Annotated in this window: 13 protein-coding genes, 1 tRNA gene and 1 pseudogene; 10 read left to right on the forward strand and 5 right to left on the reverse strand. The window is 46.3% G+C overall.

Translation table 11 applies throughout. The features are described 5' to 3' along the window. Nucleotides 1–12 precede the first annotated feature (12 nt). Nucleotides 13–330, forward strand: coding sequence for a hypothetical protein (locus ACO0KY_RS10885; protein WP_422994125.1), 318 nt, complete (start codon nucleotides 13–15; stop codon nucleotides 328–330). On the opposite strand, the gene ACO0KY_RS10890 is transcribed toward ACO0KY_RS10885, so the two are convergent. Together ACO0KY_RS10890 and rtcR are read right to left on the reverse strand one after the other, a co-directional pair. Next, entirely contained in the window at nucleotides 299–676 is a 378-nt protein-coding gene (locus tag ACO0KY_RS10890; RefSeq protein ID WP_423045976.1) for a nucleotidyltransferase family protein, read from the reverse strand. The two genes, ACO0KY_RS10885 and ACO0KY_RS10890, sit on opposite strands and share 32 nt — an antisense overlap. A 103-nt stretch (nucleotides 677–779) precedes the next feature. After that, a complete protein-coding gene (gene rtcR, locus ACO0KY_RS10895) occupies nucleotides 780–2378 on the reverse strand; it encodes an RNA repair transcriptional activator RtcR (protein ID WP_423045978.1) in 1599 nt (532 codons plus the stop codon). Nucleotides 2379–2722: 344 nt separating this feature from the next. On the opposite strand from rtcR, the gene ACO0KY_RS10900 reads away from it, so the two are divergent. From ACO0KY_RS10900 to ACO0KY_RS10920, 5 genes and pseudogenes are all read left to right on the forward strand, one after another. Then, nucleotides 2723–2788 (forward strand) — tRNA-Phe (locus ACO0KY_RS10900). 261 nt (nucleotides 2789–3049) lie between these two features. Beyond that, on the forward strand, nucleotides 3050–4180 hold the full coding sequence (locus ACO0KY_RS10905; RefSeq protein WP_423045980.1) for a slipin family protein: 1131 nt from the start codon (nucleotides 3050–3052) through the stop codon (nucleotides 4178–4180). 104 nt (nucleotides 4181–4284) lie between these two features. Then, nucleotides 4285–5514, forward strand: coding sequence for an RtcB family protein (locus ACO0KY_RS10910; RefSeq protein ID WP_423045982.1), 1230 nt, complete (start codon nucleotides 4285–4287; stop codon nucleotides 5512–5514). Nucleotides 5515–5536: 22 nt separating this feature from the next. After that, nucleotides 5537–6550, forward strand: a pseudogene (gene rtcA / locus ACO0KY_RS10915) (RNA 3'-terminal phosphate cyclase). Nucleotides 6551–6609: 59 nt separating this feature from the next. Next, nucleotides 6610–7407 (forward strand): nucleotidyltransferase domain-containing protein, encoded by a 798-nt coding sequence (locus tag ACO0KY_RS10920; RefSeq protein ID WP_423045984.1) that lies wholly within the window; start codon nucleotides 6610–6612, stop codon nucleotides 7405–7407. Between the two features lie 110 nt (nucleotides 7408–7517). On the opposite strand, the gene gyrB is transcribed toward ACO0KY_RS10920, so the two are convergent. The 3 genes from gyrB to dnaA all read right to left on the reverse strand — a co-directional run bounded on the left by gyrB (nucleotide 7518) and on the right by dnaA (nucleotide 12871). After that, nucleotides 7518–10022, reverse strand: coding sequence for a DNA topoisomerase (ATP-hydrolyzing) subunit B (gyrB, locus tag ACO0KY_RS10925; RefSeq protein ID WP_423045986.1), 2505 nt, complete (start codon nucleotides 10020–10022; stop codon nucleotides 7518–7520). Nucleotides 10023–10261: 239 nt separating this feature from the next. Continuing rightward, nucleotides 10262–11368, reverse strand: a complete 1107-nt coding sequence (gene dnaN, locus ACO0KY_RS10930; RefSeq protein ID WP_186912417.1) for a DNA polymerase III subunit beta — start codon at nucleotides 11366–11368, stop codon at nucleotides 10262–10264. Nucleotides 11369–11482: 114 nt separating this feature from the next. Beyond that, nucleotides 11483–12871, reverse strand: coding sequence for a chromosomal replication initiator protein DnaA (dnaA, locus tag ACO0KY_RS10935; protein ID WP_423045988.1), 1389 nt, complete (start codon nucleotides 12869–12871; stop codon nucleotides 11483–11485). A gap of 605 nt (nucleotides 12872–13476) precedes the next feature. On the opposite strand from dnaA, the gene rpmH reads away from it, so the two are divergent. The 4 genes from rpmH to yidC are packed head-to-tail and all read left to right on the forward strand — an operon-like array spanning nucleotide 13477 to nucleotide 16143. Then, on the forward strand, nucleotides 13477–13611 hold the full coding sequence (gene rpmH / locus ACO0KY_RS10940) for a 50S ribosomal protein L34 (protein WP_061535510.1): 135 nt from the start codon (nucleotides 13477–13479) through the stop codon (nucleotides 13609–13611). A gap of 40 nt (nucleotides 13612–13651) precedes the next feature. Beyond that, a complete protein-coding gene (gene rnpA, locus ACO0KY_RS10945) occupies nucleotides 13652–14062 on the forward strand; it encodes a ribonuclease P protein component (RefSeq protein ID WP_186912415.1) in 411 nt (136 codons plus the stop codon). 1 nt (nucleotide 14063) lies between these two features. After that, complete coding sequence (gene yidD / locus ACO0KY_RS10950) at nucleotides 14064–14363, forward strand: membrane protein insertion efficiency factor YidD (RefSeq protein WP_423045991.1); 300 nt, start codon at nucleotides 14064–14066, stop codon at nucleotides 14361–14363. A 19-nt stretch (nucleotides 14364–14382) separates the two neighbouring features. Beyond that, on the forward strand, nucleotides 14383–16143 hold the full coding sequence (gene yidC / locus ACO0KY_RS10955; protein ID WP_423046198.1) for a membrane protein insertase YidC: 1761 nt from the start codon (nucleotides 14383–14385) through the stop codon (nucleotides 16141–16143). The last annotated feature ends 164 nt before the right edge of the window (nucleotides 16144–16307 follow it).

Below are 16307 nucleotides of genomic sequence, written 5' to 3' on the forward strand. Positions count from 1 at the left end.
TTAGGTGCTGACGTGAAAGTAAGATTTTTATACATGTATCGCGATGCTGGAAATTTCAAAAATTTTGGCGAAGCTTATTTTGAAAATCCACATGGTTTCAGTTTAGAAAACCTGACAGAAAAAATAAAATCCAATCTTTTAGACGACTTATTTTTTGATGCTTTTGCGGTTGGTTTGCCAGAGTTATTCTTTGAAGATTACGACGACGAACTTGATCACGATTGGCATGAATTTGATCGATTGGAGCATGTCGTTGACAACAACACTGGAGACGATTTGCAGTCGATAAGCGATTTTATTAAACAACTAAAGGCAAAAAAATTAATGTAAATGTCGCACCGAAAATAGTTCGCTGTTCATGTTGCTCTTGTGACAAAGATAACCAGACCTTCACTTTATCGTCGTCTATTAGCTGACGAAAACCCTCACTCATCGCCGCCCAATCCGCAATATCCACTTTAAATGGCAAATCTGATTCCGAAAAATCATGCTCAAGTGCTGCGATGAGGCTTAAAGATAAACCTGCGTTGCTTTCGATTGCCAGATCAAGATCAGAGTAGGGCTTGGCTGTGTATTTTGCGCGTGAGCCAAACGCCCACATCGTGTCGTTGGGAACATGGCGTTGCAATATCGCTGCGATTATCGCCCCGGAGGCAATCAAAATTAATGCAGTCAAAAGCGCTACGTTGATTGCACTATTTTTTCGGGCAACTAGCTTAGTCAGAATTACTGCAATCCGGCTCTATTTCGTTGCAAACTAAATATAACCCATTCGTTCTCTACCATTCCTTAACTTGCGAAAAACTTAACTCAAATTTACTGAGATACTTTCGCAAACGATCGGCATCATTTGACATCTTTTTATCCTTACGGCTTTGTTGAAATAAATTTCTTCCAGCATCAGATAAGTTTGCCGATTGTTTACAGACTTTGATCACGTACGCTAATTGAACCTGATCAAATGGGTCAATTCGGTCACGTAATTCTAACCAATCCTGATGTGAATTACCGGACTCATCTACACCTAAGTCGCTGTTAATCGTTTGGTGGCGTGCTTTTAAACGTTGTATTTCAACGCTGACATTATCTTCATCGATGCGCCCGGAATTGGCGAGTGTCGCCATGCGAAGTAAGCTGCCAGACAAATCGCGGAAGTTGCCTGCCCATTCAGTTGTCCCTGCCATTGCATATTGCAGATAACTCTTTTTTGCGTCGGAGTTGAATCTCACTTTCTTACCAAGTTGATCGGCAATTCTTTCCAGTTCAAAATCAAGATTAGGTTCGATATCTTCGCGTCTATCTTTTAATCCCGGTAAGGAGTAGAGCCAGGTATTAATCCTTGCAAATAAATCTTCACGGAATCTGCCATCTTTCACATCCTGGCTTAAATCACGATGGGTGCCTGCGATCAATTGAAATTGGCTGGAAACTTCCTTGTCGCTGCCGACTGGAAAAAATCGCTTTTCTTCGATTGCCTTGAGTAGCATCGCCTGTTCATCTAAGCCTAATTCACCGATTTCATCCAAGAATAGTAAGCCGTCTTCTGCGGCTTTCAAATAGCCACCGCGCGCCTGTAGGGCGCCTGTGAATGAGCCTTTCACGTGTCCGAATAAGGCAGACATGGCACCATCACCACGCAAGGTGGCGCAATTGACGTCAATAAATTCACCATGAAATTGATGTTTTGCGCGCTTTAATTCGTAAATACGCCGTGCAAGAAATGATTTGCCTGTTCCTGTCGGACCAGTCAGCAAAATAGGTGTCGACGAGCGTAGCGCGACTTGTTCTATCTCAGCGATAGTCGCGTTAAAGCGAGAATTTTGGGTGGCGATGCCAAATTTTAAAAATGAAACATCCTCTTTTCGCTCTTCATCAAAACGGCTTGCCAATTGATTGTATTGAGATAGGTCGAGGTCAATGATAGCAACTTCTGATTTGTCGACCCGCTTGCTATTTCTTGGTGGCGAAGTTTGTACTATTTTTGCAGGAAAATAACGCGCTTCTATCAAAAGGAACAGGCAAATTTGCGCAACGTGGGTACCGGTCGTGATATGGACCAGGTATTCGAAGTCTTCTGTATTGAAGGGATAGCGGCGCACGAAGTCGTGTAGTGCTGAATATACATCCACAAAATTCCACGGATCGCGGATCTGAAGACGGACAGGTTCAACGACAGTTTCTGGTGAAATGCGGTGAATATCTTCAATCACCAGCTTGAGTAATGAATCATGGCCGCCGCCATGAAATAGTACCAATCTATTCACAATCATGTCTTCCTGCTGACATAGCGCAATGGTGGGTCGCCATCTTTCCCAGCGACCAGCGCTGTATCCTGCATCAAGTGTTGTACCAAGAAAGCTAAAAATGACTTTATCCATTTTTATATATCCATATCTAAAATTATATAAAAATGATTTTCCTATAAATAAGGAAATTTTGCAAAACTATCTCAATTAATGAAAATAGCTTACAAATCATATGCTTATGTAATTCGGATAATAAATATTGAAAGCTGGCACACTTATCGCAATAAAGAAGATGTCTTAAGCGACATGATGTGCAACAGGTAAGGGTTCTAATGCCCTTCCGGTACCTCAATCTTCACTGCGGCCTCTGGCCAAGTGTATTGATACGAAGTATGCCGCCATCTTGAAACTTAAAACACATGGCGATGTTTCTGGTGAAAATTATCCAGGTTCGATTCCTGGCTTCGCCACCAATGGATAGCTCATTTGGTAGAGCAACTGACTAAAAATCAGTCTGTAGTGGGTTCGATTCCCACTCCTGACCTTAACAGGGTCATCTTGTAGAACTGTAGTAAGGGGTGGGAGGGTGTGAACAATGATCTATTGACACTTCCTCCTTGTGTATTACCGAGATTGATCGTCAACGATCTGACAAAGAACGAATCGATATTGTCTGTGTGCCGGGAAGAATGCATCCGTCAGCAAATAATGGGAATTCCAACTTTCTCTATCATTTCACGATTAGTTTCCGTGATATGCAAAACACCCCTCCCATTAAAATTGATAATAAGAAGAGAAAAAAAATGAAAATCAAAGTACAAAAAAATGAACGTGCGATGCTGTTCAAAGATAAGGCCTTCGAAGCGATATTGGCGCCGGGAGGATATTCGCGTTCGAGCTTGTTCGGGAACTATCAATTTCAGATATTTGATATGGAAAAAGCGCTGTTCGATAGCCCATTCGCTGAATATTTGCGTCGTCACGAACCAGCAGTTGTTGCTGAAAATTTTGAAATTGCCGATGTCGGCGATGAAGAAGTTGTATTGAGATACGAGAATGGTAGTCTGGCTGAAATTCTTCCACCTGGGACGCGTAAGTTGTTTTGGAAATGGGGTGCGCCACAACAATTTGAGACAGTGAAAATTTCTGAAGACTATCAGGTTTCATCGAAGCTATTAACTTACCTGGCACAACCTACTTTACGCGGAAAAGCAGTGACTGGGCTGCAAAATATTTTTCCAGCGCAAGTACCAGAATCATTTGTTGGATTGTTGAAAGTTGACGGTAAGTTAGTGGCACAGCTGAATCCGGGTAAAACAGCCTACTGGCGTTTTAATCGTGACATTCAATTGGAATTGGTTGACACTCGTTTGCAGTCACTTGAAGTATCTGGGCAAGAGATTTTAACCAGCAATAAAGTCAATTTGCGTATTAACTTGAACGCACATTGGCAGTATGAAAACGCCACCTTGGCGTTTGCACGATTGGCGAAACCTGCTGAGCACATTTATCGTGAATTGCAGTTTGCCTTGCGTGCTGCCGTGGGTACCCGCAGCTTGGATGAATTGCTGGAAGATAAGCAAGTTATTGATCGCGTCGTAGATCAGCATTTGCAAGACAAGCTAAGCGGTTTCGGCGTTCGCGTCGTTAGTGTTGGCGTCAAGGATATCGTCTTGCCCGGTGAAATGAAGGTATTGCTTGCTCAAGTGGTGGAAGCTGAAAAAGCAGCGCAGGCCAATGTGATTCGTCGACGTGAAGAAACGAACGCGACACATTCGATGCTAAATACCGCGCGTGTGATGGAGAATAACCCGATTGCGTTACGCCTTAAAGAGCTGGAAACTTTAGAAAAAGTCGCAGAGCGAATCGATAAAATCTCCGTCTTTGGTGGATTGGATCAGGTGTTGAATGGTTTGGTGAAGATTGGTGCCTGATCAAATTTGAGGTGTGGCATCGCAGATGTATCGCACCTCACAGATGATTAGTTGAGAACGATAGAAAATAATCGACAATAACAAAAAATAATAGAAAGAAGAAAATGACTAAAGAAAATTATCAGGTACTGGAAATAGAAAATGCGGCATCAATTAAAATGTGGACCGAAGGCGTTCCGGTTGAGGATGACGCTAAAGAACAATTGATTAATACTGCCAAAATGCCTTTTATCTTTAAGCATCTGGCAGTGATGCCAGATGTGCATCTGGGAAAAGGTTCGACGATAGGAAGTGTAATTCCTACCCATAAAGCAATTATTCCAGCTGCTGTGGGTGTTGATATTGGTTGTGGAATGATCGCGTGCAAAACAACTTTAATTGCAAAAGACTTGCCGGATAATCTTGCTCCTCTGCGGGCAGCAATCGAGAAAACTGTTCCACACGGACGAACACCGAATCGTGGTGGACGTGATAAGGGATCATGGGGCGATAGGCCTCCAGTGCTCGTCGACGAAGCGTGGAAAACCTTGGAAGCTACCTTTAAACAAATTACTGAAGATTATCCAAAATTAAAGAATACAAATCAGTATAAGCATCTGGGAACATTGGGTACCGGTAACCATTTCATCGAAATATGTCTGGATGAAAACGATACCGTGTGGATCATGTTGCATTCGGGGTCACGTGGTGTAGGTAATGCAATTGGTACAATGTTTATCGAGTTGGCGAAAAAAGATATGCAGCAGCATTTGTGCAATATCCCCGATCAAGATCTCGCCTATTTTGAAGAAGGAAGTAAGTACTTTGGGGATTACGTAAAAGCGGTTGGGTGGGGACAACAATTTGCTAAAACTAACCGAGAAATCATGATGCAACACGTGATTGATGCCATGCGTAAGATTATCACTAAACCATTTCAGACCCATCTTGAAGCGGTGAACTGCCACCATAACTACGTTCAGAAAGAGACGCATTTTGGTGAGGAGGTTTATGTGACCCGTAAAGGAGCTGTTTCTGCCAAGAAAGGCGAATTGGGAATCATCCCAGGTTCTATGGGGGCAAGAAGTTTTATTGTGCGTGGTTTAGGAAATGAAGAAAGCTTCACGTCATGTAGCCATGGCGCCGGGAGGATTATGAGTCGGACTAAGGCCAAGAAAATTTTCTCACTCAATGATCAGATCAAAGCGACGGAAGGTGTTGAATGCAGAAAAGATGCGGATGTGATCGATGAAATTCCTATGGCCTACAAAGATATTGATGCGGTAATGCAGGCACAAAAAGACTTGGTTGAAGTCATATATACGTTAAAGCAGGTGGTCTGTGTTAAAGGCTAAAAAAATCAAAAGTGAAGATACGATGATAGAGATTGATGCGTCCCAAGGCGAAGGTGGCGGGCAGATTTTGCGCACGGCCCTGTCTTTATCCATTTTGACTCAAACGTCAGTGCGGCTCATGAATATCCGTGCAAAACGCCCTTAACCTGGCTTAATGCGTCAGCATTTGACGTGTGTACGGGCAGCCGCCGCAATCACACAAGCGGAAGTGAAAGGCGATGAGTTGGGGAGTAGCGACTTATATTTTCACCCGGGCCAGGTGTGTGGCGGTGAATACGAGTTTGCCATCGGCACGGCTGGCAGTTGCGCCTTAGTGTTGCAAACCGTTTTATGGCCACTCTTGTTTGCAGACTTACCTAGCCGTGTCACGATTGATGGTGGGACGCACGTTGGTATGGCTCCTTCGTTTGAATTTTTAAAATGGAGCTTTATTCCAGCCCTGACAAAAATGGGTATGAATGTCGAAGTGTTTTTGGGTAAGCACGGATTCTATCCAGGCGGAGGTGGAAAATTACATGCGAACATAAAGCCTTGGTCGGAGCGTAATGCTTTAGATCTGCAAACCCGTGGAGAGTATATAGGGCAACAAGCATTGTGTTTGACAGCGAACCTTGATCACAATATTTCGTCGAAGCAGCTCTCTGAAGTAACACGTCACCTGGAATGGTCCGAAGACAATTTGAAACATCAGGGATTGCGCAACTCACATGGCATAGGCAATGCGTTGATGTTGAGTGTGAAAATGGCTGGGCATACTGAAGTTGCTAGTGCTTACGGCGACAAGACGAAGTCGAGCGAATATGTCGCCCTACGGGCGTGCGATGAAATCAAACGGTATCTCCGCAGTGATGCCGCCATCGGTGAGCATTTGGCTGATCAGTTACTCATACCCTTGGCGTTAGCGGGCGGAAAGTTTTCTACCAATGTGATCAGTGAGCACTTAAGCACGAATATCGCGATCATCGAATTATTTTTAACAGTGAAATTTAATATTCAACAAATGGGCGAACACAATTACATAGTTGAAGTTAAATAACCGCATTAACTAAAGAGGTTGAATTATTTGCGGTACCTTTTTATTTGGGATAAATTTTTATGAATCATGTCATACCCTCAGCCGTGCGCGAAGAAATTCTGCGTCGCATTCGGCGTGCAGAGGACGAGCATAACGTAAGGATTTTACTTGCGGTTGAGTCCGGCAGTCGTGCATGGGGATTTGAATCTCCGAACAGTGATTTCGACGTACGCTTTATATACGTGAATACGAAGGACTGGTATTTGTCCGTTGGTCTTGAGGAGCAACGTGATGTTATCGAATATCCAATCGTAGATGAGATTGATCTGAACGGTTGGGATATCAGGAAAGCATTGCGGTTATTTCGTAAGTCGAATCCAGCATTTGTCGAATGGATACAGTCGCCTGTCATCTATGCCGAAAATAACAGCTTTGCAGGAGATGTTCGGAAGCTCTTGCCGGAAATTTATTCTTGCGAGAACGGTATATATCACTACAAGAGCATGGCAAAAACAAACTTTCGCGGCTATTTGAAATCAGAGCTCGTTCCATTGAAAAAGTACTTTTACGTTTTACGCCCATTACTTGCAGTTCGATGGTTAGAACGTTATGGCACGGCTGCTCCAATTGAATTTAGCAAATTACTGCATTTGATTGCGAATGAGCATGCACTCTTAGCTGACATCAATGCACTCCTGGAACAAAAACGCAAAGCACCAGAACTAGGCTTAGCATCTCCAGTTCAGAGTATCAATCGATTTGTCGAGAGTGAATTGGAAAGACTGGATGCGTTAGCTATTGCGCCTGTACGGTACTCAAATACGACGTCGTTGCTCAATGTAATATTTCGCCAGAGTTTAGCGCAGGCGTGGGATTGAGGTACTCATTATGAGTATGTCTTCCAATGCAACCAAGTTAGCTTGGAAAACAATAAAGGGTGAAAACGAACATATCGTCTTCACCCTTTTTTTAGATTGTCGCAACAACTTTAAACGTCAATATTCCCCGCCCTTAACGCATTCGACTCAATAAACGCCCGGCGTGGTTCAACGTCGTCGCCCATTAATGTCGTGAAGATTTGATCCGCTGCAATCGCGTCTTCGATCTGGACTTTAAGCAGGCGGCGGACGGTTGGGTCCATGGTGGTTTCCCACAGTTGGCTTGGGTTCATTTCGCCCAGACCTTTGTAGCGTTGCTTGACGACGACGCGCTCGGCTTCGTCGCGCAGCCACAGCATGGCGTGGTGGAAGTCTTTTACGGCGATTTCCTTGGCTTTCTCGCCTTCGCCACGACGCATGAAGGCGCCTTCGCCTAGCAGGCCTTTAAACGTTGCTGCGGCGCTTTCCAAGACCTTGTAGTCGGTTGCTTCGACAAAGTCTGCGTCGATGCTGGTGACTTTGATGTTGCCGTGGTACATACGTTCTATGCGCAGGCTGTAGGCGCCGGACAAATCGTCGCTACGTACGATGGCTTTGACGGCCGGATCATTGATGGCTTGGGTCATGTTGATCGCGGATTGTTCTGCGTGTTCCAGCGTATCCATTTTCAAGGTGACGCCGGTCATGATGGCAGTCAATGCAGCGCGGTCAATGACGCGGGTTAAGCGCATCATGATGGCGTTGGCCAGATTGTATTGGCGTACCAATTCTGCCAATGCGTCGCCAGTGATAGGGTCAGCGCCTGTACTTGGGATCAGCGATGCGCCTGACAATGCGACGTTCATCATGTAGCTTGCTTCTTCAGCGTCGTCTTTCAGATAGCGTTCATCGCGACCAGCTTTGACTTTGTACAATGGTGGCTGAGCGATGTAGATGTGCCCGCGTTCCACCAGTTGTGGCATTTGGCGATAGAACAGGGTCAGCAGCAAGGTACGAATGTGGGCACCGTCAACGTCAGCATCGGTCATGATGATGATGCGGTGGTAGCGCAGTTTGTCAGCGTTGAATTCGTCAGGGCCGATGCTTGTACCTAGCGTGGCGATCAATGTGGTGATCTGTTCGCTGGAGAGCATTTTTTCAAAGCGGGCTTTTTCGACGTTGAGCACTTTACCGCGCAATGGCAAAATCGCCTGGAATTTACGGTCACGACCTTGTTTGGCAGAACCGCCCGCGGAGTCACCCTCGACGATGTACAGTTCGCACAGGGCTGGATCTTTTTCCTGGCAATCAGCAAGCTTGGAAGATAAGCCCAGGCCATCCATGACGCCTTTACGACGGGTAAGTTCACGGGCTTTGCGTGCTGCTTCGCGGGCGCGGGAGGCTTCAACAATTTTGCCGCAAATGATTTTGGCGTCGTTGGGTTTTTCTGCTAAGAAATCGGTCAATGTTTTGGCAACGATTTCTTCTACCGGGCCGCGCACTTCGGAAGAAACGAGTTTGTCTTTAGTTTGTGAACTGAATTTTGGTTCAGGTACTTTGACGGACAAGACGCAAGTTAAGCCTTCGCGCATATCGTCGCCAGTCACTTCGACTTTGGCTTTTTTAGCGTATTCGTGTTCTTCGATGTATTTGTTGATGACGCGGGTCATCGCAGCGCGTAAGCCAGTTAAGTGGGTACCACCGTCGCGCTGTGGAATATTGTTGGTGAAGCACAGTACTTGTTCGTTGTACGCATCGTTCCATTGCATAGACACGTCAACGGTGATGTTGGTGCCTTGGTCAGAAACGCGTTCGCCAGTTGCCTGGAAAATCGTTGGGTGCAATACGCTTTTTGCTTTGTTGATGTATTCCACAAAACCGCGGGTACCGCCTTCGAATGCAAATAACTCTTCTTTACCAGTGCGGTGGTCGTTGAGTTTGATGCGTACTCCGTTGTTCAGGAAAGACAATTCGCGGATACGTTTTGCCAGAATTTCGTAATGGAATTCAACGTGGGTGAAGATTTCTTCGTCAGCCCAGAAATGCACTTCAGTGCCGCGTTTGTCGGTGTCGCCGACGACTTTGATTGGGGAAGTGACGACGCCGTCAACAGTTTCGAGTTCACGGTTTTGCGGTACGCCACGGACAAATTCCATGGTGTGAACTTTGCCATCACGACGAATCGTCAGCTTAAGTAATTTGGATAAGCCATTCACGCAAGAAACACCAACGCCGTGCAAACCACCGGAGACTTTGTAGGAGTTCTGATCGAACTTGCCACCGGCGTGCAATTCGGTCATAACGATCTCAGCCGCGCTACGCTTAGGTTCGTGCTTGTCGTCCCATTTGATACCCGTTGGAATACCGCGACCATTATCGGTAATCGAAATGGAATTGTCGGTATGAATCGCGACGTTGATTTCTGTACAGTGACCTGCCAGAGATTCGTCGATGGAGTTATCTAACACTTCGAAGACCAGATGATGCAAACCAGTGCCGTCCGACGTGTCGCCAATGTACATGCCAGGGCGTTTGCGCACGGCTTCCAGGCCTTCCAGAATCTGGATGGAGGATGCGCCGTATTGATTGGAACTGGCGGCTGGAGCTGGTTGGTTCTCTTGGTTTTGATCGGACATGGCTACCTTCGTTTGTGTTTACTGCGTGTTCATGGGTATTCAATCCCTTACTCGCTCATTTTGTGGTGGGCGGGGAAGGGTGGGGTGGCGGAGTGGGTACTCTGCTAAAAAGACATTGAAGATCAGATTGAACAACTGGCTGCGTCTCGTGCAGTTGGCTGTAGTTCACCGTTATCAACGACCCTCACCCCTGTTCCTCTCCTGATTGCGGGAGAGGAGTGGCATGCTTCAATTCAGGTTTAAATTCTCATTGGCATGACAACGTATTTGAAGTCAGTGTTTTCTGGAACGGTGATCAATGCAGATGAATTGGAGTCACCGAGAGACACGCAGACTTGATCGCATTTCAGGTTGTTCAATACATCCAACAAATAGCTGACGTTGAAACCGATGTCGACGCTATCGCCGCCGTAATCGATTTCGATTTCTTCCATCGCTTCTTCCTGATCGGCATTGGTCGACAAGATTTGCATGCTGCCTGGTGTGATCACACAACGCACACCTTTAAACTTGTCCGACGTCATGATCGCTGCACGTTGCAACGAGCGCAGCAATTGTTCACGACCGAGTGTAAAGCTATTTTTGTAGCCTTTAGGAATCACGCGATTAAAATCAGGGAATTTACCTTCAACCAGTTTGGACACCAGTTCGATATCGGCAAACGTCAGTTTGACCTGATTGTTGGCGATGTCGATTTGTACCGGGTCTTCTTTGTCTTCCAGCAAACGCTGCAATTCGATAATTGTTTTGCGTGGGATGATGACTTCATGGCGTGGGAACTCTTGTTCCACTTCGACCTGGCAAAACGCCAGACGATGACCGTCAGTCGCAACAGCAATCACGTTTTTACCATCGACCACCAACAGCAGGCCATTGAGGTAATAACGAATGTCTTGTTGCGCCATGGAGAAATGCACCATGTTGAACAAATGCTTCAATGTTTTTTGCGGCAAATTGACGCTAGCATTGAAGTGTTCAGCTTGTGCAACAGTAGGGAATTCTTCTGCTGCCAAGGTTTGCAAAGAGAAACGCGATTTGCCAGACTGCACGCTCATGCGCTTGTTGTCCAGCTTGAGAACCACGTCTTGATCATCCGGCAGTGCGCGCAAGATATCCAACAATTTGCGTGCAGCAACCGTGGTAGCGACAACATCGCCACCTGAACCGATCTCTGCCTTGGTCGTGATCTGTACTTCGATGTCCGTCGACAAGAAGGACACTTGTTCACCGTCTTTGCGAATGAGGATATTGGCCAAAATCGGCAATGTGTGCCGACGCTCGACAATACCACTCACAATTTGCAAAGGCCGGAGCAGTGTGTCCCGGTGGGTTTTTACCAATTGCATTTGAAATCCTCGCTAATCGTGGTTGAATACAATAAATAATGCTTAAAAACTGCTTTAATGCTGTCATTCGCTGCTGTAATGCTTTAGTACTGCTGCTATCTTTTTTTACCTGCATCAACCCTTCAGGGTCTGTTCCAGCACGTGCAATTCATGATTGCATTCTGGATTTTTGCTGCGATCTGCGGTGATCTTGCGCACCGCATGCAAGACCGTGGTGTGATCGCGGCCGCCAAACAGTTCGCCAATTTCTGGTAAACTTTTTTGCGTCAATTCTTTGGCCAAATACATAGCAATCTGGCGTGGTCTGGCGATATTGGCTGGACGTTTTTTAGAATACATATCAGCGACTTTGATATTGAAAAAGTCGGCGACGGTCTTCTGAATATTCTCAACAGAAATCTGACGGTTTTGCACTGACAACAAATCTTTTAAGGCTTCTTTAACAACGTCAATCGTGATCTCTTTGCCATGGAAACGTGAGTAAGCAAGAATCTTGCGCAGGGCGCCTTCCAGCTCACGCACATTAGAGCGCAAATGTTTGGCGACAAAGAAAGCCACGTCATCAGAAAAATGCACGCCTTCGGAATGTGCCTTTTTAAGCAAAATCGCGACCCGCATTTCTAATTCTGGTGGTTCAATCGCGACCGTCAAACCAGAGTCAAAACGCGAAATCAGGCGATCATCCATGCCGGTGATTTCTTTAGGGTACGTATCGCTGGTGATGATGATTTGTTTTTTAGCAGCGATTAACGCTTCGAACGCATAGAAGAATTCTTCTTGCGTGCGGCTCTTGCCACCAAAGAATTGAATATCATCGATTAGCAACAGATCGAGTGAATGGTAGTAACGTTTGAATTCGTCAAAGCCTTTGCGCTGGTAAGCCGTGACCACGTCACGCACATATTGCTCGGCGTGGATGTAGCGGATTTTGGCATTCGGGTTATCGACCAGAATCTGATTACCGATCGCGTGAATCAAGTGCGTTTTACCCAGACCAACGCCGCCGTATAAAAACAGCGGGTTATACGAAACACCAGGGTTGTTGGCAACTTGAATCGCTGCGGCGCGCGCCAATTGGTTGGCTTTACCGGTCACGAAACTATCGAACGTTAGTTCGACATTGATACGGCTCAGGTCGCGGCGAGGCGATGCTTCTGGTGCTACGACTTCAGCCTGAATTTCTGGTGCACTGTTGCTGCTTGGTATTTCGCCGTCCACACCGGGCCGAGTAGGCATCGGCGCTGGCGTTGCTTTTTTGCCGCCACGTGGATCGAGAACAAAAACGACTTCAACTTCTTCATCCCAATACTGATTTGCCAACTCAGAAATACGATTGGCGAATTGGGCTTTCACCCAATCGAGTTTAAAACGATTGGGCGCAGCAATACTCAGCTTGCCTTCTTCGAAGGAGAGCGGTACGAGCGATTTGATCCATGCACTATATTGTTGCGGTGGAAGCTCTTGCTCAAGTTGGGACGAACAGGCTTGCCAGAAATTTTCCATGTATGACTTTAAATTATTAAATGCAAATGCGCGGTGCCGAATTAATCTTTCAGGGTGTATGTAAAACAGCCTCAGCAAGTGGGTAACAAACACCTGTCAGTAGAACTGATTGGTTTGCCGTGCCTTGCGGGAATACTTTTTCATCAACCCTGATACTTTCGATTTTTATGAATAAAATGCGAAACAGATAATGAATATCTTCATTCGCTCTTTTAATTCAGTTTTTTGAAAGTTGCCATGAAGGCATAAACCGGTGCCGCGCTAATCCTCTATTTTAACCCCGACTGGGCGAGTTATCCACAGCCTTAGATTAAATTTATTCTTTGCACTGCACCAGCCTTGGTAAACCGCTTTTGATTAATTTTTACGCTAAGTGATTGACACGTAAGGTAAAAGTGGTGTCTAATTACGGGTTCCCTACCCTCTTTTATTGGATGGTGCATTGTTTGTGATGAGTTTTACCGATTCAGCACATGCGTAGTACAGTAATGCAGCAAGCCATGAGCAGCGGTTTTGGGGCAGTAAAGGTGAAAAGCCTGACGTAAATAACGCAAGCCTTTACCCGTAATTCCGATTTTTTTTATTGCTCAAATAGCGAGACCAACATGAAACGTACTTACCAACCTTCCGTCGTTCGCCGCAAGCGCACTCACGGTTTCCGCGCACGTATGGCAACCCGCGGTGGCCGCGCTGTACTGAACGCACGCCGTGCTAAAGGCCGTAAACGCCTGGCAGCTTGATTTTAAATTTTTGGTCTGCGGCAGCTTTGGCTGACATCGCATGATCAATCTTTTAGCTGACCAAGTTCAGGCGGATGCCGGTGGTGCAGATTTTGCACGTGCCCGACGCATCATTAAAACGGATGAATTTTCATCCGTTTTTCGTTTGCGCCCCGTGCAAAAGACGCCCCATTTTGTGCTCTACGCCAGAGCCAATGAATTGTCGCATGCTCGTTTAGGTGTGGTCGCTGCCAAGCGCTTTGCGCCGCGCGCAGTGACCCGCAACACGATCAAGCGTGTAACGCGTGAAATTTTCAGATGTTCAGCCTTACAAAACGTCGATTGCATTGTGCGCCTGTCACGACCCGTCAACAGCAAAGACGGTCCAGCTACGACTGCCCAGCTCAAACGCGAGCTGCGGGCGGAAATTCTGCGCCTGTTTGCCGCCCCTGCCTGTAAAAAAGTGGGATGACATGAAAACACTACTGCTCCTGTTGCTACGCTTTTATAAGTACGCAATCAGTCCTATGCTGGGGCAGAATTGTCGTTTTTACCCGAGTTGTTCTGAGTATGCGGCGCAGGCGATACAAATTCACGGCGCAGCTAAAGGATGTCTTTTAGCTGGCAAACGCGTGTGTAAATGCCATCCGTGGCATCCCGGCGGCGTAGATCATGTCCCGCCTGCTAGTGAAAAACAAAAGATTGTCCCCACATCCGACCAATGCTGCCATGAACAATCTGGCAGCACGGGTCATTCCTCACACTTTTCCTGACATACACCAAATGGATAAAATGGATATCAAACGTACCGTCCTGTGGGTTATTTTTTCCATGTCGCTGTTGCTCCTGTGGGACAACTGGATGCGCCATAACGGCAAGTCATCTATGTTTTTCCCTGCGGCGGCAACGCAGCAAGCAAAAGATGCTAAGACAGCAACGGCAAATAATTCCTCAGTACCAACAGCCAACTCTGCTAATGCTGCCAATGGCACGACCGCAGTTGCTGCGAATGGCGAAGCTGTTGCAGTCGCTGTCAAAACTGAGCGTATTACTATCACTACCGACGTGATCAAGGCGGATATTGATACCCTGGGCGGTGAAGTAAAACGTCTGGAATTGCTGCAATATAAAGATCACCCTAAGCCAGAACATTTCTACTATCCCTTCCTGGAAGCTGTCGGCTTGCGTGAAAAAGCGCCTAGCGATAAAAATGTCGTGTTGTTTAGCGAGAACGATACCCGCACTTATCTGGCACAAACCGGCCTGGCGAATGCAGCTTATCCAAATCACAAATCCGTTTTCGTGGCGCAGCCAGGTAAGCGTAGTTTAGATGGCAGCGACAGCGTACAGTTAGTATTGGTTTCTGAGCAAGGTGGCGTCAAACTGACAAAAACCTTCACCTTCAAAAAAGGTGACTATGCGATTGACGTCAAGCACACTGTGACCAACAACACAACAGCAGCGATTACGCCAGCTTTGTACTTGCAATTGATACACGATGGTACCAAGCCTGAAGGCGGTTCCATGTTCACTGGCCCTTCTGAATTCTATGCACCTGCGGTGTACACCGATGCAGAGCATTTCCAGAAACTGGATTTTGAAAAAATCGGCAAAGCAGAACACGAACAGCCAGGTAGCAGCAATAACAACCACGCTAAGTCTGCGGACAATGGCTGGGTTGCGGTGATTCAACATTTCTTTGTTTCCGCTTTTGTACCGCAAGACAAGTCGACACGTGAATTCCGTACCGAAAAAGTACGTGACAATATTTATTCTGTCAGCACGGTATTGCAACTGGGCAGCATTGCTCCGGGCGCAAGCAAAGATTCTGATGCAACGTTGTACACGGGGCCACAATCGACAGCGACTCTGGAGAAAATCGCTCCAGGTCTGGAATTGGTCAAAGACTACGGTATCCTGGCGATCATCGCTAAACCATTGTTTGGTCTGATGAGTTTCATCCATGGTCTGATCGGCAACTGGGGTTGGACGATTGTTGTGTTCACGATTTCTATCAAATTAGCGTTGTTCCCATTGTCCGCTGCTGGTTATCGCAGCATGGCAAAAATGAAAGTGGTGACGCCGAAGATGCAGGCCGTGCGTGAACGTTACAAAAACGATCCGCAAAAAATGAATCAAGCGATGATGGAGTTGTACAAAACCGAGAAAATCAATCCGCTCGGTGGCTGCTTCCCTATTTTGATTCAGATGCCCGTGTTCTTGTCGCTGTACTGGGTATTGCAAGCCAGCGTTGAAATGCGTGGCGCACCTTGGATGGGTTGGATCACTGATCTGACTTCACCAGATCCGCTGTTCATTTTGCCAGTGATTTACGCGATTTCGATGTATATCACCACTAAACTGAATCCGGCACCTGCAGATCCTATGCAAGCCAAAATGATGATGTTTATGCCATTGGCGTTCTCAGTAATGTTCTTCTTCTTCCCATCCGGTCTGGTACTTTACTGGGTAGTGAATAACATTCTGTCGATTGGCCAACAATGGGTGATCAACAATAAATTGATTCCACCTGAGCATAAAGTAAAGGCTTAAGCATTATTTGAGGGAACTGAAAGCTTCTCAAAAAGCGCCAAAGCCCAAAAAAGCCCGCTCGTCGCGGGCTTTTTTTATAGCAACCCGCTGAGGACATTAAAATTGTTTGTCGCATTTCCGTCACAAACTCGCCTATATTTCTGCACTTCTGCGGTGCAAGCAAA

The organism is Undibacterium sp. Dicai25W, from assembly GCF_049340505.1.
In the GTDB taxonomy this organism is placed as follows: Bacteria; Pseudomonadota; Gammaproteobacteria; order Burkholderiales; family Burkholderiaceae_D; genus Undibacterium; species Undibacterium jejuense.